General features: G+C 61.9%; 15 protein-coding genes. 5 read left to right on the forward strand and 10 right to left on the reverse strand.

Translation table 11 applies throughout. The features are described 5' to 3' along the window. Window positions 1–84: 84 nt before the first annotated feature. The gene (locus tag K9857_RS06495; protein WP_224534067.1) at window positions 85–1,935 is read left to right on the forward strand and encodes a sigma-54-dependent Fis family transcriptional regulator; all 1,851 of its coding nucleotides are present in this window, start codon (window positions 85–87) and stop codon (window positions 1,933–1,935) included. 199 nt (window positions 1,936–2,134) lie between these two features. Here the strand turns inward: K9857_RS06495 and cysS are convergent, their stop codons facing one another. Then, entirely contained in the window at window positions 2,135–3,517 is a 1,383-nt protein-coding gene (gene cysS / locus K9857_RS06500) for a cysteine--tRNA ligase (RefSeq protein WP_224534068.1), read from the reverse strand. Between the two features lie 20 nt (window positions 3,518–3,537). Further along, a complete protein-coding gene (locus K9857_RS06505) occupies window positions 3,538–5,235 on the reverse strand; it encodes a glutamine--tRNA ligase/YqeY domain fusion protein (RefSeq protein WP_224534069.1) in 1,698 nt (565 codons plus the stop codon). A gap of 248 nt (window positions 5,236–5,483) precedes the next feature. Here K9857_RS06505 and K9857_RS06510 point away from each other — a divergent pair, with 248 nt between their 5' ends. Together K9857_RS06510 and lpxH are read left to right on the forward strand one after the other, a co-directional pair. Next, window positions 5,484–5,987 carry a peptidylprolyl isomerase gene (locus K9857_RS06510; RefSeq protein ID WP_224534070.1) on the forward strand — a complete coding sequence of 168 codons (504 nt, stop codon included), beginning with the start codon at window positions 5,484–5,486 and terminating at the stop codon, window positions 5,985–5,987. Then, window positions 5,984–6,736 (forward strand): UDP-2,3-diacylglucosamine diphosphatase, encoded by a 753-nt coding sequence (lpxH, locus tag K9857_RS06515; RefSeq protein WP_224534071.1) that lies wholly within the window; start codon window positions 5,984–5,986, stop codon window positions 6,734–6,736. Before K9857_RS06510 ends, lpxH begins: the two co-directional genes overlap by 4 nt. Before the next feature lie 125 nt (window positions 6,737–6,861). On the opposite strand, the gene K9857_RS06520 is transcribed toward lpxH, so the two are convergent. The 7 genes from K9857_RS06520 to K9857_RS06550 all read right to left on the reverse strand — a co-directional run bounded on the left by K9857_RS06520 (window position 6,862) and on the right by K9857_RS06550 (window position 18,077). Continuing rightward, window positions 6,862–8,394 (reverse strand): DHA2 family efflux MFS transporter permease subunit, encoded by a 1,533-nt coding sequence (locus K9857_RS06520; RefSeq protein ID WP_224534072.1) that lies wholly within the window; start codon window positions 8,392–8,394, stop codon window positions 6,862–6,864. A gap of 64 nt (window positions 8,395–8,458) precedes the next feature. Next, the gene (locus tag K9857_RS06525) at window positions 8,459–9,658 is read right to left on the reverse strand and encodes an HlyD family efflux transporter periplasmic adaptor subunit (protein WP_224534073.1); all 1,200 of its coding nucleotides are present in this window, start codon (window positions 9,656–9,658) and stop codon (window positions 8,459–8,461) included. Between the two features lie 15 nt (window positions 9,659–9,673). Further along, window positions 9,674–11,146 carry an efflux transporter outer membrane subunit gene (locus K9857_RS06530; protein WP_224534074.1) on the reverse strand — a complete coding sequence of 491 codons (1,473 nt, stop codon included), beginning with the start codon at window positions 11,144–11,146 and terminating at the stop codon, window positions 9,674–9,676. Continuing rightward, on the reverse strand, window positions 11,136–11,618 hold the full coding sequence (locus tag K9857_RS06535; protein WP_224534075.1) for a MarR family winged helix-turn-helix transcriptional regulator: 483 nt from the start codon (window positions 11,616–11,618) through the stop codon (window positions 11,136–11,138). Before K9857_RS06535 ends, K9857_RS06530 begins: the two co-directional genes overlap by 11 nt. Window positions 11,619–11,962: 344 nt before the next feature. Further along, a complete protein-coding gene (locus K9857_RS06540; protein WP_224534076.1) occupies window positions 11,963–15,637 on the reverse strand; it encodes a translocation/assembly module TamB domain-containing protein in 3,675 nt (1,224 codons plus the stop codon). Further along, window positions 15,634–17,361 carry an autotransporter assembly complex protein TamA gene (locus K9857_RS06545; protein WP_224534077.1) on the reverse strand — a complete coding sequence of 576 codons (1,728 nt, stop codon included), beginning with the start codon at window positions 17,359–17,361 and terminating at the stop codon, window positions 15,634–15,636. Before K9857_RS06545 ends, K9857_RS06540 begins: the two co-directional genes overlap by 4 nt. Before the next feature lie 65 nt (window positions 17,362–17,426). Then, on the reverse strand, window positions 17,427–18,077 hold the full coding sequence (locus tag K9857_RS06550) for a GNAT family N-acetyltransferase (RefSeq protein WP_224534078.1): 651 nt from the start codon (window positions 18,075–18,077) through the stop codon (window positions 17,427–17,429). A gap of 175 nt (window positions 18,078–18,252) precedes the next feature. Between K9857_RS06550 and xthA the strand changes: the two genes are divergently transcribed. Continuing rightward, on the forward strand, window positions 18,253–19,065 hold the full coding sequence (gene xthA / locus K9857_RS06555) for an exodeoxyribonuclease III (protein ID WP_224534079.1): 813 nt from the start codon (window positions 18,253–18,255) through the stop codon (window positions 19,063–19,065). Window positions 19,066–19,250: 185 nt separating this feature from the next. After that, complete coding sequence (locus K9857_RS06560) at window positions 19,251–20,591, forward strand: substrate-binding domain-containing protein (RefSeq protein WP_224534080.1); 1,341 nt, start codon at window positions 19,251–19,253, stop codon at window positions 20,589–20,591. A 170-nt stretch (window positions 20,592–20,761) separates the two neighbouring features. Here K9857_RS06560 and K9857_RS06565 read toward each other — a convergent pair whose 3' ends face one another. Further along, window positions 20,762–21,991 (reverse strand): acyl-CoA dehydrogenase, encoded by a 1,230-nt coding sequence (locus K9857_RS06565; RefSeq protein ID WP_224534081.1) that lies wholly within the window; start codon window positions 21,989–21,991, stop codon window positions 20,762–20,764. Window positions 21,992–22,152: the final 161 nt, after the last annotated feature.

Consider the following 22,152-nt stretch of genomic DNA (forward strand, 5'->3'; position numbering starts at 1 on the left):
GCCGTGCTCCTACAGGTATGAGGCGAATCACACCTCACGCAAAGTTTATAAAAACAATAAAAGCTGATTCAGAGATCCACTGCCATGGCCGCACCTGCCCCCGCGTTATCTCATGACGCCATCATCCAGGACTCCTGGTCCCGTTGCCGTGCGTTCGGCCTGAGCCATCAAAGCACGCCGGCCTTCGATCAGCTGCCGGCCGCCGACATCGCGCACTTGCTGGAAAGCCAGCATTCACTGGTGCAGACCACCCACCAGGAAGTGCTGCCGTATTACGAGAACATCCTCAGCAACTCCAACTGCCTGATCATGCTCGCCGACAACCAGGGCCAGGTGCTGACGTCCTGGGGTACCCAGCGATTCATCGAGCCGGGCCTGGCCCGTGGGTTTGCCGCCGGCGCCAGCTGGATGGAGCGTTGCAGCGGGACCAACGCCATAGGCACTGCGCTGGCGTGCGAGCAGGCGGTGCACATCGAGCACGATGAACACTTCCTCAAGGCTAACCGTTTCATGACCGGTTCCGCCGCGCCGATCTTCGATGCCGAACGCAAGGTCATTGCCGTGCTGGACGTGTCCAGCGACAGCTACCTGCCGCCGTCCCACACCCTGGGCATGGTCAAGATGATGAGTCAGACCGTGGAAAACCGGCTGATCCTCAATCTGTTCCACGGCCAGCATTTCCAGCTGACCTTCAATACCGGCCTGAACAACCTCGACAGCCAGTGGGCCGGGTTGCTGATCTTCGACGAGAGTGGTCACGTACTGTCCGCCAACCGCCGCGCCGACAATCTACTGGGCGTGCGCCTGTCGCGGGTCAGTGTCGAGAGCCTGTTCAAGGTGTCGTTGCTGGATTTGCTCAATCAGCCGGAAGGCCTGCCCTTCTCGCTCCAGGCTTCCGGGCGCAACCGTTTCCAGTGCGTGCTGAAACGGCCGAAGCAGGCTTTGGTTCAACCCAGGGTGTTTACTGAACAAAAAAGCGCCGAACCTGCCGAACCGCCACCGGCCGCGATCAGCCTCAATACCCTGCACTTCGGCGACAGCCGCGTTGAAAAAGCCGTGCGCCAGGCCGAGCGTCTGCTGGAGAAGGACATTCCGCTGCTGATCCACGGCGAGACCGGGGTCGGCAAGGAAGTGTTCGTGAAGGCCCTGCACCAGGCCAGCTCGCGCAACAAACAATCGCTGATCGCCGTCAACTGTGCGGCAATTCCCGCCGAATTGGTGGAGTCCGAGCTGTTCGGCTACGAGAAAGGCGCCTTCACCGGGGCCAACCAGAAAGGCAGCATCGGCCTGATCCGCAAGGCCGATAAAGGCACCCTCTTCCTCGATGAAATCGGCGACATGCCGCTGCCGACCCAGGCGCGGCTGCTGCGCGTCTTGCAGGAACGCTGCGTGCAACCGGTGGGCAGTAGCGAGCTGTTTCCCGTGGACATCCGCATCATTTCCGCGACCAACCGTTCGTTGCGCGAACAGGTGCAGTTGGGGCGTTTCCGCGAGGACCTGTATTACCGCATCGGCGGCCTGACCCTGGAACTGCCGCCATTGCGCGAGCGCAGTGACAAGCAGGCGTTGTTCAAGCGTTTGTGGGAGCAACATCGCGAGACCAGCCAATGGGCCGGCTTGAGCCGTGAGGTGCTGGAGCTGTTCGACCGCCACCCCTGGCCGGGGAACCTGCGGCAGGTCAGCAGCGTGATGCAGGTGGCGCTGGCCATGGCCGAGGAACAGCCGGTAAGGCCTGAGCATTTGCCGGATGATTTTTTTGTCGATCTGGATATGGAGCCGATCGAGACGCCGGAGCCGCTGGTGATGGTGGATCTGGATGATGTGGAGGATCTGAATCGGCAGTTGCAGGCGGTGGGAGGCAACATTTCCCATCTGGCGCGGCGGTTGGGGGTTAGTCGCAATACCCTTTACAAGCGGTTGCGGCAGACAGAATGACCTCATAGGGCTTGAGACCATCGCGGGCAAGCCCGCTCCCACAGGGATTTGAGCCGAACTCAGAATCTGGTTCACCTCGGACCACTGTGGGAGCGGGCTTGCCCGCGATGACGTCAGCCGCGACAGCACCGTACTTGCATCCACCCTCTAAAACAAAAACCCGCACAAGGCGGGTTTTGTTTTTCAGCAGTTCTGACGATCAGTCAGCCAGACGCCAGGTCGTCCCGCCCTTGCCGTCTTCCAGCACCACGCCCATGGCGGTGAGCTGGTCGCGGATGCGGTCGGATTCGGCCCAGTCCTTGCCGGCACGTGCCGCCAGGCGCGCAGCGATCAGCGCTTCGACCTCGGCTGCATCTACGCGCCCTTCGGCGCCGGCTTGCAGGAAGTCTTCGGCTTCGAGCTGCAACACACCCAGCACGCCAGCCAGTTCCTTGAGGCGCGCCGCCAGACCGGCCGCCGCGTCCAGATCGCTCTCGCGCAGACGGTTGATCTCACGCACCATCTCGAACAGCACCGCACAGGCTTCCGGCGTACCGAAGTCGTCGTTCATCACTTGGGTGAAGCGCTCGACGAAGGCTTCGCCGCCAGCCGGCGCCACTTTCGGCAGGCCTTTCAACGCATGGTAGAAACGCTCCAGGGCGCCCTTGGCGTCCTTGAGGTTGTCTTCCGAATAGTTGATGGCGCTGCGGTAGTGGCTCGACACCAGCAGGTAACGCACGACTTCCGGGTGGTACTTGTCGAGCACGTCGCGGATGGTGAAGAAGTTGTTCAAGGACTTGGACATCTTCTCGCCGTTGATCCGGATCATGCCGCAATGCATCCACGCATTGGCGTAGGTCTTGCCGGTGGCCGCTTCGCTCTGGGCGATTTCGTTTTCGTGGTGCGGGAACTCCAGATCGCTACCGCCGCCATGAATATCGAACGTCTCGCCCAGGCAGCAGGTCGACATCACCGAGCACTCGATGTGCCAGCCCGGACGCCCGGCGCCCCATGGCGATGCCCAGCTCGGCTCGCCCGGCTTGGCGGCTTTCCACAGCACGAAGTCCAGCGGGTCCTGTTTGGACTCGTCGACTTCGATGCGGGCGCCGATACGCAGGTCTTCGATCTTCTTGCGCGACAGCTTGCCGTAGCCCATGAACTTGCCGACGCGGTAGTACACGTCGCCGTTGCCCGGTGCGTAGGCGTAACCCTTGTCGATCAGGGTCTGGATCATCGCGTGCATGCCTGGGATGTGGTCCGTGGCGCGCGGCTCCATGTCCGGCTTCTTGATGTTCAGGCGCGCTTCGTCTTCGTGCATCGCCGCGATCATGCGCTCGGTCAGGGCTTCGAACGACTCGCCGTTCTCGTTGGCCCGATTGATGATCTTGTCGTCAATGTCGGTGATGTTGCGCACATAAGTCAGGTCGTAGCCGCTGAAACGCAGCCAGCGGGTCACCAGGTCGAAGGCGACCATGCTGCGGCCGTGGCCCAGGTGGCAGTAGTCGTACACGGTCATGCCGCACACGTACATGCGTACCTTATTGCCATCCAGAGGCTTGAAGACTTCTTTGCTCTTGGTGAGCGTGTTGTAGATCGTAAGCACGTTATTTCCTTGACGCTGAATCACTGGCCCCACGAATCACGCAGGGTCACGGTACGGTTGAATACCGGAGCGCCCGGTTTCGAGTCCTTGATATCCGCGACGAAGTAGCCTTCGCGCTCGAACTGGAAACGGTCTTCCGGCTGTGCGTTGCCGAGCGACGGTTCGGCACGACAACCGGTGAGTACCTGCAGCGAGTCAGGGTTGATGTTGTCCAGGAAACTGGCGCTGTCTTCGGCCTTCTCCGGGTTGGCGGAGCGGAACAGGCGGTCGTACAGACGCACTTCGCACTCAACGCTCTCGGCGGCCGGCACCCAGTGCACTACACCTTTGACCTTGCGGCCTTCAGGGTTCTTGCCCAGGGTGTCCGGATCGTAGGAGCAACGCAGTTCGACGATGTTGCCGTCGGCATCCTTGATCGCTTCATCGGCACGGATCACGTAACTGCCGCGCAGACGCACTTCACCAGCTGGCTCCAGGCGCTTGTAGCCCTTCGGTGGCTCTTCCATGAAGTCGTCGCGGTCGATGTAGATCTCGCGGGCGAACGGCAGGACGCGAACGCCCATGTCTTCTTTCGGGTGGCACGGCAGTTCGAGGTTCTCGACCTGGCCTTCCGGGTAGTTGGTGATCACGACTTTCAGCGGACGCAGCACGCACATGGCGCGCGGGGCGCTCTGGTCGAGGTCGTCGCGGATGCTGAATTCGAGCATGCCGAAGTCGACCACGCCGTCGGAACGGTTGGTGCCGATCATTTCGCAGAAGTTGCGGATCGATTTCGGCGTGTAGCCACGGCGGCGGAAGCCCGACAGCGTGGACATGCGCGGATCGTCCCAACCATTGACGTGCTTCTCGTCAACCAGCTGCTTGAGCTTGCGCTTGCTGGTGATGGTGTAGTTCAGGTTCAGGCGGCTGAACTCGTACTGACGCGGGTTGGCCGGCACTGGCAAGTGCTCGAGGAACCATTCATACAGCGGGCGATGGCTTTCGAATTCCAGGGTGCAGATCGAGTGGGTGATGCCTTCGATGGCATCCGACTGACCGTGGGTGAAGTCGTAGTTCGGGTAGATGCACCACTTGTCGCCGGTCTGGTGGTGATGCGCATGACGGATGCGATACATGATCGGGTCGCGCAGGTTCATGTTCGGCGAGGCCATGTCGATCTTGGCGCGCAGAACGCGGGCGCCGTCCGGGAACTCACCGGCGCGCATGCGGGCGAACCAGTCCAGGTTCTCTTCGACGCTACGGTCGCGGAACGGACTGTTCTTGCCTGGCTCGGTCAGGCTGCCACGGTATTCCTTGGCCTGCTCCGGGGTCAGGTCGTCGACATAGGCCTTGCCGGCCTTGATCAGCTCGACCGCCCAGTCGTGCAACTGGTCGAAGTATTGCGAGGCGTAGCGCACTTCGCCGGACCACTCGAAGCCCAGCCACTTGACGTCGCTTTCGATCGCGTCGATGTATTCCTGGTCTTCCTTGGCCGGGTTGGTGTCGTCGAAACGCAGGTGCGTGACGCCGCCGAACTCCTGGGCCAGGCCGAAGTTCACGCAGATCGACTTGGCGTGACCGATGTGCAGGTAGCCGTTGGGCTCAGGCGGGAAACGAGTGACGATCTGCGTGTGCTTACCCGAGTCCAGGTCCGCCTGGATGATCGGCCGCAGGAAGTTGACCGGCACGGCAGGGCCGGTCTTGGCATTCGAGGTAGGGTCGACAGTGGGCTTGCTCATAGAATCCTTGGCGAAGTGCGTGGCCTGGGTCGAGGCCGGACAAAACAAAGCCGCTATCATAGCCGATGCCGTCAAGCACCTGACAGAGCGTGCTTGGCAAACGGTCGCATTTAATCGGCGACAAACGAAAAAACAGCCTCGAAATTCGCGTCTGTCACGCTAAACTGCGCAGCTTGGCCGATCAGGCTGAACCGGTAACGGAATGAAATGTTCCAATGCCCACGAATTCCCTACAAAGAGTACCGATCATGACCCAAGTCAAACTGACTACCAACTTTGGCGACATCGTTCTGGAACTGGACGCTGCCAAGGCTCCGATCACCGTGGCCAACTTCGTCGAGTACGTCAAAGCCGGTCACTACGAAAACACCGTTTTCCACCGTGTCATCGGTAACTTCATGATCCAGGGCGGCGGCTTCGAGCCAGGCATGAAAGAAAAGAAAGACAAGCGCCCGAGCATCCAGAACGAAGCCGACAACGGTCTTTCCAACGACAAGTACACCATCGCCATGGCCCGTACCATGGAGCCGCATTCGGCTTCGGCACAGTTCTTCATCAACGTGACCGACAACAGCTTCCTGAACCACAGCGGCAAGAACGTTCAGGGCTGGGGCTACGCGGTATTCGGTAAAGTCACCGCAGGCACCGACGTTGTCGACAAGATCAAAGGTGTTGCCACCACTTCCAAGGCCGGCCACCAAGACGTACCAGCAGACGACGTGATCATCGAGAAAGCCGAGATCATTGAGTGATATTGCTGATTTCAGACTTGCATCTGGAAGAGGAGCGCCCGGACATTACCCGGGCGTTTCTGGATTTGCTCGCCGGACGCGCCCGCTCGGCGAGTGCGCTGTACATTCTGGGCGACTTCTTCGAAGCGTGGATTGGCGACGACGCCATGACCCCTTTCCAGCGTTCCATCTGCCAGGCCCTGCGCGAATTGAGCGACAGCGGCACGGCCATCTTTCTCATGCACGGCAATCGCGATTTCATGCTGGGCCAGGCCTTCTGCAAACAGGCCGGCTGCACGTTGCTGAAAGATCCGAGTGTCGTGCCGTTCAATGGCGAGCCGGTGCTGTTGATGCACGGCGACAGCCTGTGCACCCGCGACGAAGCCTATATGAAGCTGCGTCGCTACCTGCGTAACCCCGTCACCCTGTTCATCCTGCGCCATCTGCCGCTGCGCACCCGGCACAAGCTGGCGCGCAAGCTGCGCAGCGAAAGCCGCGCGCAAACGCGGATGAAGGCCAATGACATCGTCGATGTCACGCCGGAGGAAATTCCGCGGATCATGCAGGAATACGGGGTGAAGACCCTGATCCACGGGCATACCCATCGTCCGGCGATTCACAAGTTGCAGATCGGCGACCAGGCCGCACGGCGCATCGTGTTGGGGGATTGGGATCGTCAGGGTTGGGCGCTACAAGTGGACGACAGCGGCTACGCCCTCGCCCCCTTCGATTTCGCCCCGCCGCCGCAGTTGGCTGCGCCTGCCAATTAGCGATCCGGTACAAAACCCTGTGGGAGCGGGCTTGCTCGCGAAAGCGGTCTGACAGTCAACGAAGGTGCTGAATGTCAATACGCCTTCGCGAGCAAGCCCGCTCCCACATTTGATCGTGTTTCGCCTCAGTGGCCCGCGGAAGCCGCAGGCCCGGCCTTGGCCGTGAACGGTGGTTTGGCCAGCCAGACGATCAGGATCAGCCCCATGAACATCCAGCCCAGCAAGGTGAAGTAGTCCACCGTGGACATGATGTACGCCTGGCTGGTAACCATCTGCTCCAGCTGCGTGTACGCCTTGGCCCCTTCTCCGCCCAACTGCGTCAGCGTCTCGCGGGTGGCCGGGTCGTACTGGGTGATGCTTTCGGTCAGGTAGGCGTGGTGCTGGTCGGCGCGGCGGATCCAGATCCAGGTGGTCAACGACGCCGCGAAACTACCGCCCAGGGTCCGCAGGAACGTCGCCAGGCCCGAACCGTCGGCGATCTGATGCGGTGGCAAATCCGACAGCAGGATGGTCAGGGTCGGCATGAAGAACAGCGCCACGCCGATCCCCATGAACAGCTGGACCATGGCGATGTGCTGGAAGTCCACTTCGTTGGTGAAACCGGCACGCATGAAACAGCTCAAGCCAATGGCCAGGAACGCCCCGCCCGCCAGCACCCGCATGTCGAAGCGCGGCGCGTATTTGCCGACAAACGGTGACAGCAGCACCGGCAGGATGCCCAACGGCGCCACGGCGAAACCGGCCCAGGTAGCGGTGTAGCCCAAGCGCGTCTGCAGCCACTGCGGCAGGATCAGGTTGATCCCGAAGAACCCGGCGTAACCCAGAATCAACACGATGGTGCCGTAACGGAAGTTGCGGTGAGCGAACAGCCGCAGGTTCACCACCGGGTGCTCGTCGGTCATTTCCCAGATCACGAAAAACGCCAGGGCGACCACGGAAATGGCCGTACCAATAATGATGAAGTTCGATTCGAACCAGTCCGCGTCATTGCCCTTGTCGAGCACGATCTGCAAGGCACCGACGCCGATGATCAACGCGATCAGACCGACGTAATCCATCGGCTGGCGACTGGTAACCACCGGACGTTTCTTCATCTGCTGCGTCACCACCCAGGCGGCGAACAGCCCGATCGGCACGTTGATGAAGAAAATCCACGGCCAGCTGTAGCTGTCGGTGATCCAGCCGCCGAGAATCGGTCCGGCAATCGGCGCCACCACCGTGACCATGGCCAGCAGCGCCAGGGCCATCCCCCGTTTCGCCGGCGGGTAGACCGCAATCAGCAGGGTCTGGGTCATCGGGTACAACGGCCCCGCCACGACCCCTTGCAGGACCCGAAAGCCCACCAGTTCCGGCATCGAGGTGGAAATCCCGCAGAGGAACGACGCCAGCACGAACAGCAGCGTCGCCCATACAAACAGCTTCACCTCGCCGAAGCGCCGGCTGAGCCAGCCGGTCAGCGGCAAGGCGATGGCGTTGCTCACGGCAAACGAGGTAATGACCCAGGTGCCCTGCTCCGCACTCACGCCCAGGTTGCCGGAAATCGTCGGCAAGGCCACGTTTGCGATGGTGGTGTCGAGCACCTGCATGAAGGTCGCCAGCGACAGGCCGATGGTGCTCAGCACCAGGCTGGGTGGCGTGAAAGAGGCGTTATTGCTCATCGCGAATCCTTGGAGACCGGGTGGGCGCCGCGCCCGTCACAGGCGCGGCCGACGGATTGGCGAATCAGCGGTTCGCGGTCTTGCTGACCGAGGCGCTGTTGTCGTGAATCAGTTGCGTGATCATGGCGTCGGCCTCGGCCAACTGACGGTCGTAGATGCTGGTGCTGAACGAAGCCTTTTGCGGCGGCTGCTGTGCCAGCACCGGGCCGCTCTGGTCGTGCAGATCGACATCGACGATGGTCGACAGACCGACGCGCAACGGGTGTTTGGCCAGCTCATCGGCATTGACATGAATCCGTACCGGCACCCGCTGGACGATCTTGATCCAGTTACCGGTGGCGTTCTGCGCCGGCAGCAGGGCAAAGGCGCTGCCGGTTCCGGCACCGAGGCTGTCGATGGTGCCGCTGTATTTCACACTGCTGCCGTAGAGGTCGGTTTCAATTTCCACCGGCTGGCCGATGCGCATGTCACGCAGCTGGGTTTCCTTGAAGTTGGCGTCGATCCACAGTTGATTGAGCGGAATCACCGCCATCAGCGCCTCGCCCGGCTGGACCCGCTGGCCCAGTTGCACGGTGCGTTTGGCCACGTAGCCGGTGACCGGTGCGATCAGGGTGCTGCGTGCATTGTTCAGGTAGGCCTGGCGCAATTGCGCGGCGGCCGCCATCACGTCCGGGTGCGAAGACACCACGGTGTCGTCCACCAGAGCGCTGGTGGTCTTGAGTTTCTGCTGGGCGTTGGCCAGGGCGTTTTGTGCCGAGGTCAGGTCATCGCGGGCGTGGGACAGTTCTTCCTGGGAAATCGCCCCGCCAGCGGCAAGGTTTTTGCGGCGGTTGTAGTTGTCCTGGGCCTTCTGCACTTCGGCCTGTTGGGCGTTGACTTGGGCTCTCTGGCCGTCGACGTTGCTGTACAGGCCACGGACCTGACGCACGGTGCGCGCCAGGGAAGCCTGGGCGTTTTGCAGGCCGATCTGGGCATCGTTGGGGTCGAAGTTCACCAGCACCTGGCCTTCCTGCACCAGATCGCCATCATCGGCACCGATGCTGACCACCGTACCCGTAGTCAGCGGGGTGATTTCCACCACGTTGCCGTTGACGTAGGCGTCGTCGGTGCTTTCGCTCCAGCGCCCGTAAAACTCGTGATAAGCCCACACGCCCGCGCCGCACAACACGACCACGATGGCGAGGATCAGCAGCATGAACTTGCGCTTGCCCGAGTTGGGATTTCCCTGGGTTGTTTCAGTTGAGGTTGTATCGGCAGTGGCCATGACAAATACCTTGAATTAGTGAGTCAGCGTGGCTGGAGCGGCTGTCGTCGAGGAAGCGATGGCCTCTGGTTGAAACCCGCCACCCAGCGCCTGCATCAGTTGGATCGACAGGTCGATCTGCTCGGCATTCAGGCTGGCCAGTTGACGCTGGGCCTGAAGCAATTGCTGCTCGATGCTGAGCACGTCCAGGTAGTTACCGATGCCGGAACCGTACTGCTGGACCACGGTGTTGTAAGACTGCTGGGCAATGTCGGTGGCGTGCTGCTGGGCGGCGATCTGCCGCCCGATGTCACGCAGCTGGTTGATGCTGTCGCTGACATCCCCCAGCGCCTTGACCAGGCTTTTGTTGTACTGCGCCACCGCCAGGTCGTAGTCGGCATCGCGGGAATCGAGGTCGGCACGCAGCCGGCCGCCGTCGAAAATCGGCACGGAAATCGTCGGTGCAATGTTGAAAAAGCGACTGGCCGAACCGAACATCGCGTCGCCCAACAAGGATTCGGCACCGGCAGCGGCACTGAGGTTCAAGTTGGGATAGAAGCGGGTCTTGCCGGCGTCGATGCTCTTGCTCGCCGCCTCCACCCGCCAGCGCGCGGCCACCAGGTCCGGACGTCGACCGAGCAACTCGGCGGGCAGCACCGACGGCAGCGCCACGGCGCTGGCCTTGAGGATTTGCGGACGGGCGATTTCATTGCCACGGTCCGGGCCTTTGCCGAGCAACACGGCCAGGGCGATTTTCGCGCTGTTCAGGCGTTTTTCGGCGTCGATCAGGTTGGCCTGGGACGTGGCTTCCAGGCTTTCGGTCTGCTGAAACTGGTACTGGCTGTCGATCCCGGACGCCAGGCGACGCTGGCTCAGGTCAAACATCTGCCTCGTGCGTTTGAGGTCCTCGGCTGACAGGTCATAGACAATGTGCGCCAGCCCCAAGTCGCTGTAGGCGCGGGCGACGTCGGCGGACAGGGTCAACTGCGCGGCCTGACGGTCGACTTCGGCGGCACGGGCCTGGCCCAGCGCGGCTTCCCAGGCGTCACGCTGACCGCCCCAGAGATCGAAGTTGTAATTGAAGGTGGCTGCCAGGCTGCGCACGGTGGCGTAGTGATCGCCCTGCCCCAGCGGATCCTGATCCTTGGCAAAGCGCGAACGGCTGAAACCGGCGCTGGCATCTAGGGTCGGCATCCGTTCGGCGTCGGCGGCCGACGCCGCGGCGCTGGCCTGATGGGCGCGGGCGTCGGCGATCTGCATGTCCGGGCTGTCGTGCAGGGCTTCGCGGATCAGACCGTCGAGCTGCGGGTCACCGAGACTTTTCCACCAGTCGCTTTGCGGCCAGGCCGCCGGCGACAGGGTGACACCGTTGAGGGATTGTCCGGCCTTGAGGCTTTTCGCATCGAGGCTGACGCCTTCGGGGTTCAGGCCGCTGTAGTTGGCGCAACCGGCCAGGGTCATGGCCAGCAGCACCAGGCTCAAGCCCGTGCGTACGGTTTTACTGTTCATGAGTACCACCCAACCGCAGCACGGTGATCGAGTCACCGGCCGCCAGCAGTATTTTCTTTAGGATGTTTTCCAGGGTTTGCAGCTCTTCGGGAGAAACCGCGCCCGCCAGCTCGTTCATGGCGTCGGCACCGATGTGCGGCAGGCGGTCGGCCAGCGACTGACCCTCTTCTGTCAGCACCAGCCGTACCTGACGGCGATCTTCTTCGGAGCGTTGGCGGGCAAGGAAACCTTTCTGTTCCAGGCGATCGAGCATGCGGGTCATCGAGCCGCTGTCCAGGGACAGGTGGCGGCAAAGCTCGCCCGGCGAATCGACGCCGTACTGGGCGATGATGATCAGTACCTTGAACTGCGCGGCGGTGATGCCGTGGGGTTCCATGTGCGTGTCGAGGATGCGGTCCTTGAGCAGCGCGGCACGTCCGAGCAGCATGCCTAGATGGCAATTGTGGAAGTTGTCTGGAGAGAAATGTTTCATCTGACCACCGATTAGCTGCTTAGGCAGTGAATGTATGACCAGATGTTACTGCCTAGGCAGCCAATGTCAACGTAATAGTTAGGTTGCTTTGCAATTAGTTGACCAATGGCGTCGGATTTAGGGGTGAACACAATTCCTGTGGCGAGGGGGCTTGCCCCCGCTGGGTCGCGAAGCGACCCCAAAAAGACGGGACTGCTGCGCAGTCCAACGGGGCGGTGCGACGTTTCGACAAGCCCCCTCGCCACAGGTATGTGCTCATAAAGCTCCCACAGAGGTCAGTGTGATCCTTGTGGGAGCGAGCCTGCTCGCGATTGGGGCTATGTCGATTTGGGAGAAAACGGGATCTAGAAGTCCCGCTTGTAGAAGATATCCAGCGAACTGGCCACGCCGCCCGCCGCTTCCAGGTAGACCTTCTTGCTCAGCTTGTAGCGCAAGGCGATGGTGTTGGCCGGTTCGAACACGCCGACGCCGTAGCGCAGGCTGAGCTTCTCGGAGAGGTTGCCGCTGGCCACCACGCTGGTGGCATTGCCGCTGCCCTGGGTGTCGAGTTGGAAATCGTCGATGCCCAGATTCTTCGCCAGGCTGCCCGTCACCCCGGAACTGCCCATCAAACCCAGACCGAGGGCCGCCTGCGCCAGCATGTTGTTGTCCTCGCCGTTGGTACTCAGCGGACGACCGAGCACCAGATAGGACAACGCCTGCTCCTGGCTCATGGCCGGTTCCGAGAAGATTTGCGTGGTCGGTTGCTCGGCGCTGCCGCTCAGGCGAATGCCGGCGATCACGTCGTCGGTCTGGCGGATGGCTTCGATATCCAGGTACGGCTGGTCGATGGGACCGGCGAACAGCAGACGCGCGCGACGCACCGTCAGGCGCTGGCCGTAGGCGCGGTAACGGCCGTCGTTGAGCCAGAGTTCGCCACGGGTGTCGAGGTTGTCGCCGATGTGCACATGCCCCTGCAGGTTCGCCGTCAGCCCGAACCCGGAGAAAGCCAGCTTCTCCTCGCCCACTACCACATCGATGTCCATGACCGTGGCCATGGGCGGTTTGCCCTCTTCGGTCTGTTGGCCGACGATCACCGTGTCATCTGACACCTTGACCGTCGATGGCGGCAATTCGCGAATGGTGATGTCGCCCTTGGGCACGAGCACTTTGCCGGCGACCGCGAGCTTGTCGTCCTTGATCGAGATTTTCAGGTCCGGCGCCACTTCGAGCTTGGCGTAAGGCTCGACGGTGACCGGCAACTGCGAACCCTTGAGTGTCAGGTTCATCGCCAGCGCCTGGCCCCAGGCGATATCGCCGTTGAGACTGCCCTGCCCGGTCTTGCCGCTTTTCCAGTCGCCGTTGAGTTGCACGGTTTCGCCGGCGATCACCGCGCGCACTTGCAGGGCCTCGATCTCCATCGGCAATTCCGGGCCGGAGACTTCACCGTCGCTGAGCAGCAGATTGCCATTGATCTGCGGCGCCAGCAGGCCACCGGTAATGGTGCCGCTGCCGTTCAAGCGCCCGGTCAATTTTTCCACCATCGGCACGAAGGGACGGGCCACCGACAGGTCCAGGCCGCTCAGGCGGAATGAACCGGACACGGGCTTGTCCTTCGGCAGCGGATTGATCTGCGCCTGCACCATCAGCTCGCCGAGCTTGCCGCCGACGAAATTGAGGTTGGTGTCGATGCGCTTGGGTGTGAGCTTGCTGGTGAGGTTCAGGGTCTGGTACGGGAAGTCCAGCCACTGGTCCTTTTCCTTGACCCGCAGGGTGCCGCCGCTGGCATCGATACTGATCTGGCCGTTCGGACCGCTGGCCGGCACGTCCAGTTGCACGTCGGCATTGAGGCTGCCCTTCCAGGCGAAATCCTTCGGCAGCCATTGGGCCAGGCTTTCGATCGGGAACTGCTTGAGGTGATAACGCAGCTTCGGTTCCGGCATCAGGCGCTGATCTTCACCGCACAGACTCGAGGCGCCGGACATCCAGCAATGGGCGCCGAAGTTGATTTTGCCGTCCGCCAGACGCTCAAGCTTTGCCGGACCCTGCAGCTTCCAGTCCTGCCCGCCGGCCTGAATATCGCCATTGGCCAGCCGTCCGCGCCAGTTGCCCTTGTCCAGCGCGCCATCGAAACCGAGGGCCAGTTTCAGCTTCGGCCCTTGCAGATCGAGGTCGAGTTTCTGGTTCTTGATGTCGCCCTGGCCACTGGCGGTCAGGGTGCCCAGTGACGTGTCACCGGTCTGGATGCCGCTGCCCTTGAGGTCGATTTTCGCCCGTTGCGCGCTGTCGAGCGTGGCGTCCAGGTTCAGGCTTTGCAGGCGATGTTCGGCGAACGCCAGTTGCGTGCCTTGCAGGTCGAGCTTGCCCTGGGGCGCCTTGAGAGTACCGGCGACGTCGACCCGGCCATTGATCTGCCCGCGCAACTGCGGCCAGAGCTGGGCCAGACGCGACAGTTTGATGTCGATCTGCCCGGCGAGTTTCTGTTGCAGGCTGCCCTTGCCGTTGATGCTGTTGTCGCCGAGACGGATCTGCAACGCGTTGAGGTTCCATTGCTCGCCGGCGCCATCGGCCTTGGCTTGCAACACGGCCGGCTGGCCACGCAGTTTGCCTTTCAGGTCCAGGTCGGCGTTCAGGCTGAGCTGTTCGTTCTTGAATTCGCCCTTGCTGCGCAGTGGCCCGGCGAGGGTGCCCGGCAACTCGGCGACCCAGTACGCCGGGTTGATCGCCGACAGATCCAGCGCGGTGTCCCAGGCAATGCCATCGGCGAATTGCAGGTTCAGGTGCCCTTCGGCCTTGCCCTGCCCGGCCACCAGCTGGATCTGTTGCAGATAGACTTTTGTCAGGTCGCCGGCGAACGGGCTGGCCAGGGTGAAGGCGCCGGCCGGTCCGTCCGCTGCGGCGTCGAAGTGGCCGAGGTACTTGCCATCGGTGTAGGACACTTCGCCCTTGAAGGTGCGCAAGGTGACTTCCGGTTCGTCGATCACCGGGTACAGGCTGTGCCAGGGGAAATCCAGCCAGTCGACTTTCGCGTCGGCGGTCAAACCCTTGCTCCAGTCCATCTGGCCGCTGAGCTTCAGGCTTTGCTTGTCGCTGGCGCTCAGGTCCAGGGCGGCGATTTGCGCGCCATTGGCGTCGACCTTGCCTTGCAGAGCCAGTGCCACCGGTCCTTTTTCGGCGGGCAGTGTCGCGTTGCCCACTAGCTGGTAGCCGTTCTTCAGGTCACCTTCACCGGTGAGAACCAGTTGATTGAATTGCAGGGTGTCCGGCAGATCGGCGACGGGTTTGAAGTTATCGGCGGTGATGCGCACCTTGGCTGGTAGATTTTCCGCCAGAGCTTGCAGCTCGCCAGTCAGTTGCCCGTTCAGGTAACCGCTGCTGTCGGCTTTCAGATTCAAGGTTTTCAGCAGATCACCGTCTACATTCAACGCCAGCGCCCAAGGCTCGGTGCCGGGCGAAGGCAGGCTCAGGTTGCCCTCGGCCTTGAGCGGCCAGTTGCCGGTGGGTTGCAGCAGGCCGGAGAGATTCAGGCTCAGTTCGTCGCGCTGCAATTTCACCGAATCAATCTGCAGGCCGTTGGCGGTCCAGTGCGCCGCCAGTTGCAGGCCCTTGAGCTGTTCGCTGCCGTTGAACAGCAGGCTGCCGACCTGAATGTCACCCAATTCCAGGGCCACGGGCAGCTTCAAGTCCGGAAGGCTGATCGGCCCGCTGTCTGGTGCGTCGTTGCTCGGGGGGATTTGCAGGCTGACCTGATCGGCCTTCAGTTGATCGATGCACAGGGTCATGCGGGTCAGGCACATCGGCCGCCAGGCGAAGATCACTTTGTTCAGCTCGACCCGGTCGCTGCCCTGTTCCCACAACAGATGATCGGCGCTCCACTGGCTGCCGAGGCGACCCTGGAAATTGTCCAGGGTCAGACCCGGCACGAATCCCAGTGCCCAGCGGCTGCCGGTCGCGGTGCCGAGCACGCTGGTCAATGTCACGACGATCAGCAACAGCAGCGCCAGAATCGCCAGCAGCGCTATTTTCAAACCACGATTCACAACTCTGGCCCCATGGAAAAGTGCAATCGGATACCGCCATCGTCGTCCAGCGCATGGGCCAGGTCGAGGCGGATCGGCCCCACCGGCGATACCCAGCGCACGCCGATACCGACCCCGGTCTTGAGGCTTGGCAGTTCAAGGTTATTGAAGGCGTTGCCCTGATCGACAAATGTCGCGACCCGCCATTTTTCGGCCACCGAATATTGGTACTCGGCACTGGCCGTCACCATGTAGCGGCCACCGATGCGGTCGCCCTGGTTGTTTTCCGGTGACAGGCTCTGATAGTCGTAGCCGCGCACGCTCTGATCGCCACCGGCGAAGAAACGCAAGGAAGGCGGGATCGATTTGAAGCCGTTGGTGGCGCTACCGCCGACCTGCACCCGGCCGAGGAAGCGGTGTTTGTCGAACACCGTGGTCAAGCCTTTGACCAGCGCCGAGCCGTACACCAGATTGTTGTCCGAACCCAGCCCTTCCTTGGCCACCTTGGTTTCGAATGCCAGGCGATAGCCGTTGTGCGGGTCGATGCGGTTGTCGCTTTTCAGGTAGGTGTAGCTCACGCCGGGCATCAGCAAGGTACTGAGTCCGGAGTCGTCGCCCAGCCGGTATTCCTCGCGCTGCCACTTGAGCGACACCACCCGTTGCCAGCCGCTGGGCAACTTGCTGTGCCACTCGGGGCCCAGGGTCAGCAGCTTGCTGAGGCTGTCCTTGTCGGCGATTTCTTCGTTCTGGTAGCCGCCGGCGAAACGCAGTTTGTCGGTCAGCGGCGGGTCCAGTGGAATGTCGTAGAACACCCCGACGTTCTGCCGTGGCGCGGAGATTTCGGTTTCCCAGCCATAACTGTGACCTTGGGGATTGACCCAGTGGCGGGTCCAGTTGGCCTTGACCCGCGGGCCGACGTCGGTGGAATAACCAAGCCCCAGGCCCAAGGTCCGTGGCTTGCGGGTGTCCAGCTTGACGTCGACCGGGATCACGTTGTCTTTCGCCGCCGTAGGCGCGGCATCGACCCGCACGGCCTCGAAATAGCCGCTCGATTGCAGCGCCTGGCTGAGTTCGGCGATCAGTTCCGAGTCGTAGGGTGTTCCGGCCTTGAACGGCACCATGCGTTGCAGCAGGTCTTCATCGAACGGGGTGTCGCCTTCGAAACTGACCTTGCCCATGGAGTAACGCGGACCGCTGTCGTAGATCAACTCGATATCCGCTACGCCAGCCCGCGGGTCGACCGCCAGTTTCGAACTGGTGAACCGACCGCTGAAGAAACCGAAGCGCGAGGCCTGATTCTGGATCAGCCGCTTGGCGTCGTCGTATTGCCCATGATTGAGCACGGCGCCGGTTTGCAGCGCATGGTTCTCGGGCACACGAAAGGACTTGAGGGAGGCCGCAGGACCGTCGACGCGGATGGTGACGTTGCGCAGGTGCACCGGCTCGCCGGGTTCGATGTTGAGTATCAGGTGCGGGGTCTTGCCGCCGGTGACGGTGCTGTCGATCTGCGGCTGGTAATAGCCCAGGGCCTGGGCGGCCTTGCGCGCCTGTTCTTCGGCGCCGCGACTGAAGCGCAGCAGCGCCTCTTCGTCACGATCGCCGAGACTGCCGATATAGCCTTCTATATTGGCTTTGAGTGCATCGTTGGACGGTTTGATCCGCACATCCAATTCACTTTGGGCCAGTGCCGTGCAGCTGCTGATCAGCAGGAGCACGCCACTGGTGATTCTTCCTGGAAACTTCATAAGCGCGGATGCTATCACGGGCGTCGGACGGTGATAGAGCCCGGGACGCCGCAAAAGTTCGCCACTCAGGCCGTCGCGCTCTGCACCACCTGGGGGTTGGGGTGAAAAAACACGTGTTCGCGCACCGGCCCCACCGCCACCTCGCCAATTTCCTCGTAGCCCTGGCGCTTGTAGAACTCCAGATAGCGCTCATCGCCGGTGTCGAGCACCACGCCCTGGGAAGTTTCATCCACCGCGCACCAGTTGTGCACCGCTTGCAGCAGCTGTTCGCCAAAGTGCTTGCCCTGGAATTGCGGGTGAATCCCCAGCAACGGCAGGACATGCACCGAGTCCGACGGCGAGCACGCGGCGACCGCATCGTGATATTCGAGGTAGCGACGGGTGCAGCGAAAACCGGTGCTGAGCACCATGCGCAGGCGCCAGGCCCAGCTTTCGGTGATGCCGAGCCGACGTTGCGGTGGCGCGATCAGGGCGATGCCGATCAGGCGGTCGTTGACCAGCAGGCCGATGGCCGGCAAGTCCTGCATGAAGTGCTGCGTGACCAGTTCGCGCACCGTGGCGCGCACCCGCTGCTCGTAGCCCGGGCGCTCGGCTTCGAACAGGTAACTGAAGGTCGGCTCGTGCCGATACGCCTGATACAACAGGGAACGCGCTTCGCGGGCATAGCCGCTGTCGAGCATGTGGATATCGGCGATGGCGGTGGATGTTTCGGGCATGACGGTTGATCTCCCCGGCACAGCTCGAGTGGCTGCGCTCTTTTAGTACGAGCTGTGGGCGACGATACAGTTCCCCCACAGGTATAGACGCTTGGAGCGAGACTTGCCCCACTACAACACTGGCCCGATTCCTACAGGTCAGCTAGCATCGCCCTTTTTGCCAGGACTGCCGACCATGAAGATCGTCTCCTTCAACATCAACGGGCTGCGTGCCCGTCCCCATCAGCTGGCGGCGCTGATCGAAAAGCACCAGCCCGATGTGATCGGCTTGCAGGAAACCAAGGTCCACGACGACCAGTTCCCCCTCGATGAAGTCAAGGCCCTGGGCTACCACGTGTATTTCCACGGGCAGAAAGGCCACTACGGCGTCGCCCTGCTCTCGCGCCAGGAACCGATTGCCGTGCACAAGGGCTTTGCCAGCGACGAAGAAGACGCCCAGCGCCGCTTCATCTGGGGCACCTTCGCCGACGCCAATGGCGTGCCGGTGACCATCATGAACGGCTACTTCCCCCAGGGCGAAAGCCGCGACCACCCGACCAAATTCCCGGCCAAGGCGCGCTTCTACAGCGATCTGCAAGTGCTGCTGGAAAGCCAGTTCAAGAACGACCAGTCGCTGGTGGTCATGGGCGACGTGAACATTTCCCCGGAAGACTGCGACATCGGCATCGGCCCGGACAACATGAAGCGCTGGCTGAAAACCGGCAAATGCAGCTTCCTGCCGGAAGAACGCGAGTGGATGGCGCGCCTGAAGAACTGGGGCCTGACCGACAGCTTCCGCCACCTGAACCCCGAAGTGGCTGATGTCTTCAGCTGGTTCGACTACCGCAGTCGCGGGTTTGAAGACGAGCCCAAGCGTGGGCTGCGTATCGACGTGATCCTTGCCTCCCATGGCTTGCTGCCGCGGGTCAAGGCGGCGGGTGTCGACTATGAACTGCGCGGGATGGAAAAACCTTCGGATCATGCGCCGATCTGGCTTGAGTTGAGCTGATCACGGGCTCACACAATCCCCTTGTGGGAGCGGGCTTGCCCGCGAAGGCGGTGTGTCAATCAATACATGTGGCGACTGACACACCGCATTCGCGAGCAAGCTCGCTCCTACACTGGAAACTGTCATATTTCGGACATCTGCCTGACTTATTCTCCCGGCACTTCCTTGTCTAAAAAGGTGCCGGCATGACGCTGCGCGTGTTGTTCCTGTTGATGCTCTGCACCTGGCTGCCGCTGACGTCTTCAGCCGGGGATTTGCCGACGCCGGAACACGGCCCGGTGCTGCGCATCCAGGGTTCCAACACCATCGGCGCCGCGCTGGGCCCGGCGCTGGTCCAGGGCTTGATGCGCCAACAGGGCCTGATCAAGATTCACAGCGAAACCCCGGATACCACCAATGAGCTGCGCATCGTCGGCGAAACCGCTCAGGGACGCCGGGTCGAGGTGGAACTGGCGGCCCACGGTTCCAGCACCGGCTTTGCCGCACTGAAAACCGGCAACGCCGACCTCGCCGCTTCATCACGCCCGATCAAGGACCGCGAGGTGACAGACCTGCAAGCCCTTGGCGATCTGAAAAGCCCCGGTGCCGAACAGGTCATTGCCATCGACGGCCTGGCGATCATCCTTCATCCGCAAAACCCGCTGACTCAACTTGACACCGTACAACTGGCACGGATCTTCAGCGGCGAAGTCAAAACCTGGGAAGAAATCGGCGGCATCGGCGGTCCGATCCATCTCTATGCGCGGGATGATCAATCCGGCACCTACGACACCTTCAAGGAACTGGTGCTCAGCGGTCGCGGAAAAACCCTGAGTGGCGCCGCGAAACGCTTCGAATCCAGCGAGCAATTGTCCGACGCCATCAGCCTCGATCCGCAGGGCATTGGCTTCATTGGTCTGCCTTACGTACGCCAGGCCAAGGCGGTGGCGATTGTCGACGGCCAGTCCCAGGCCATGCTTCCGCTCAACAACCTGATTGCTACTGAAGACTACCCGCTATCCCGCCGCCTGTTCTTTTACCTGCCGCCGGCCGGCAACAATCGATGGGCCGAGGCGCTGGTAGCGTTCGCCCAAAGCAGCCAGGGCCAGGCGATTGTCGCGGCCAACGGTTTCATCGCCCAAACCGTGCAGGCCATGGCCGTCACGCCGAACGCGCTGATGCCCGAGGGGTATCAGGGGCTCAGCCGTCACGCCCAGCGACTGTCTGTGAATTTTCGTTTCGAGGAAGGCAGCGCCACGCTGGACAACAAGGCCCGGCAGGACCTGACGCGGGTGCTCGACTATATAAAGCAGCATGACAAGAACGATCGGCAGGTCACGCTGGTGGGCTTCGGCGACGCCAAGAGCGACCCGGCACGCGCCGACCTGCTGTCGAAACTGCGAGCCATGGCGGTACGGCGGGAACTGGTGAAAAGCGGCGTGGTGTTGCGCGAGGTGCGCGGCTTCGGCGCGGAAATGCCGGTGGCGGCCAATAGTGCGGATGAAGGCAGGATCAAGAATCGGCGGGTTGAGGTATGGGTGTATTGAGTGACCTGACCTGTTGAATTGAAATGCTGACAAATGTGGCGAGGGGGTTTACCCCCGTTGGGTCGCGAAGCGGCCCCAAACCCTATGTCTGCGATAGTCCTGACACACCGCAGTGAATGGGTTTGCGACTGCTTCGCAGCCGAACGGGGGTAAACCCCCTCGCCACAGGGTTACTGCCCGCTACGCAACATTTCTTTCGGCACATACTTGCCGATTTCGAACTTGCCGATCGCCGCGCGGTGCACTTCGTCCGGGCCGTCGGCCAGGCGCAGGGTGCGCTGCATGGCGTACATGTAGGCCAGCGGGAAATCGTTCGACACCCCTGCCCCGCCATGGATCTGGATCGCCCGGTCGATCACCCGCAGGGCCACGTTCGGCGCCACCACCTTGATCTGGGCGATTTCGCTCCTGGCCACCTTGTTGCCGACAGTGTCCATCATGTACGCCGCCTTCAAGGTCAGCAGGCGCGCCATGTCGATTTCCATCCGCGAGTCGGCGATCTTGTCGACGTTACCGCCCAACCGAGCTAGCGGCTTGCCGAACGCGGTGCGCTCCACCGAACGCTTGCACATCAGCTCCAGCGCGCGCTCGGCCATGCCGATCGAACGCATGCAGTGGTGAATCCGGCCCGGGCCAAGGCGACCCTGGGCAATCTCGAATCCGCGGCCCTCACCCAACAGCACGTTTTCGTATGGCACTCGCACGTTGTCGAAAAGCACTTCAGCGTGGCCATGAGGCGCGTCGTCGTAACCGAACACCGGCAGCGGGCGGATGATCTTCACGCCGGGAGTGTCAACCGGCACCAGGATCATCGAGTGCTGGGCGTGACGCGGTGCATCCGGGTTGCTCAGGCCCATGAAAATCAGGATTTTGCAGCGCGGGTCACAGGCGCCGGAGGTCCACCACTTCTTGCCGTTGATCACCCACTCGTCGCCGTCGCGCACCGCACGGGCCGCCATGTTGGTGGCATCGGAAGACGCCACGTCCGGCTCGGTCATGGCGAACGCCGAGCGGATCTCGCCGCGCAGCAGCGGCTCGAGCCAGCGCTGTTTCTGCTCTTCGTTGGCGTAGCGCACCAGCACTTCCATGTTGCCGGTGTCCGGCGCCGAGCAGTTGAACGGCTCCGGGCCCAGCAGCGAGCGGCCCATGATTTCCGCCAAAGGCGCGTATTCGAGGTTGGTCAGGCCGGCGCCGAGCTCGGACTCAGGAAGAAACAAATTCCACAGGCCTTCGGCCTTTGCCTTGAGTTTGAGTTCTTCCATGATCGCCGTCGGCTGCCAGCGGTCACCCTCGGCGACCTGGCGCTCGAACACGGCTTCGGCCGGATAAACGTAGGTGTCCATGAACGCAGTCACGCGTTCGCGCAGTTCCTGGACCTTGGGCGAATAAGCGAAATCCATGAGCAGATACCTTCTTGGGGGAGGTTGTTTAGATCATGCAATCGATGCTAGAACAGCTACGAAAATTTACCTAGCCTATTCTCGGCGTGTATTAACATTCATAACCGATATATGATCGGCTGATTGCCAAGGCCCTCCCAGGTCCGAAGAAGACGTCCCGA

The organism is Pseudomonas sp. REP124, from assembly GCF_020164475.1.
Taxonomy (GTDB): domain Bacteria; phylum Pseudomonadota; class Gammaproteobacteria; order Pseudomonadales; family Pseudomonadaceae; genus Aquipseudomonas.

Bases quoted from the DNA above. Each gene is read 5' to 3' on its own strand.
- K9857_RS06510 (WP_224534070.1), top strand. From the start codon at position 5,484: ATGACCCAAGTCAAACTGACTACCAACTTTGGCGACATCGTTCTGGAA.
- K9857_RS06560 (WP_224534080.1), top strand. From the start codon at position 19,251: ATGACGCTGCGCGTGTTGTTCCTGTTGATGCTCTGCACCTGGCTGCCG.
- K9857_RS06565 (WP_224534081.1), bottom strand. From the start codon at position 21,991: ATGGATTTCGCTTATTCGCCCAAGGTCCAGGAACTGCGCGAACGCGTG.
- K9857_RS06550 (WP_224534078.1), bottom strand. From the start codon at position 18,077: ATGCCCGAAACATCCACCGCCATCGCCGATATCCACATGCTCGACAGC.
- K9857_RS06545 (WP_224534077.1), bottom strand. From the start codon at position 17,361: ATGAAGTTTCCAGGAAGAATCACCAGTGGCGTGCTCCTGCTGATCAGC.
- K9857_RS06525 (WP_224534073.1), bottom strand. From the start codon at position 9,658: ATGGCCACTGCCGATACAACCTCAACTGAAACAACCCAGGGAAATCCC.
- xthA (WP_224534079.1), top strand. From the start codon at position 18,253: ATGAAGATCGTCTCCTTCAACATCAACGGGCTGCGTGCCCGTCCCCAT.
- K9857_RS06505 (WP_224534069.1), bottom strand. From the start codon at position 5,235: ATGAGCAAGCCCACTGTCGACCCTACCTCGAATGCCAAGACCGGCCCT.
- K9857_RS06530 (WP_224534074.1), bottom strand. From the start codon at position 11,146: ATGAACAGTAAAACCGTACGCACGGGCTTGAGCCTGGTGCTGCTGGCC.
- K9857_RS06535 (WP_224534075.1), bottom strand. From the start codon at position 11,618: ATGAAACATTTCTCTCCAGACAACTTCCACAATTGCCATCTAGGCATG.
- K9857_RS06520 (WP_224534072.1), bottom strand. From the start codon at position 8,394: ATGAGCAATAACGCCTCTTTCACGCCACCCAGCCTGGTGCTGAGCACC.
- K9857_RS06495 (WP_224534067.1), top strand. From the start codon at position 85: ATGGCCGCACCTGCCCCCGCGTTATCTCATGACGCCATCATCCAGGAC.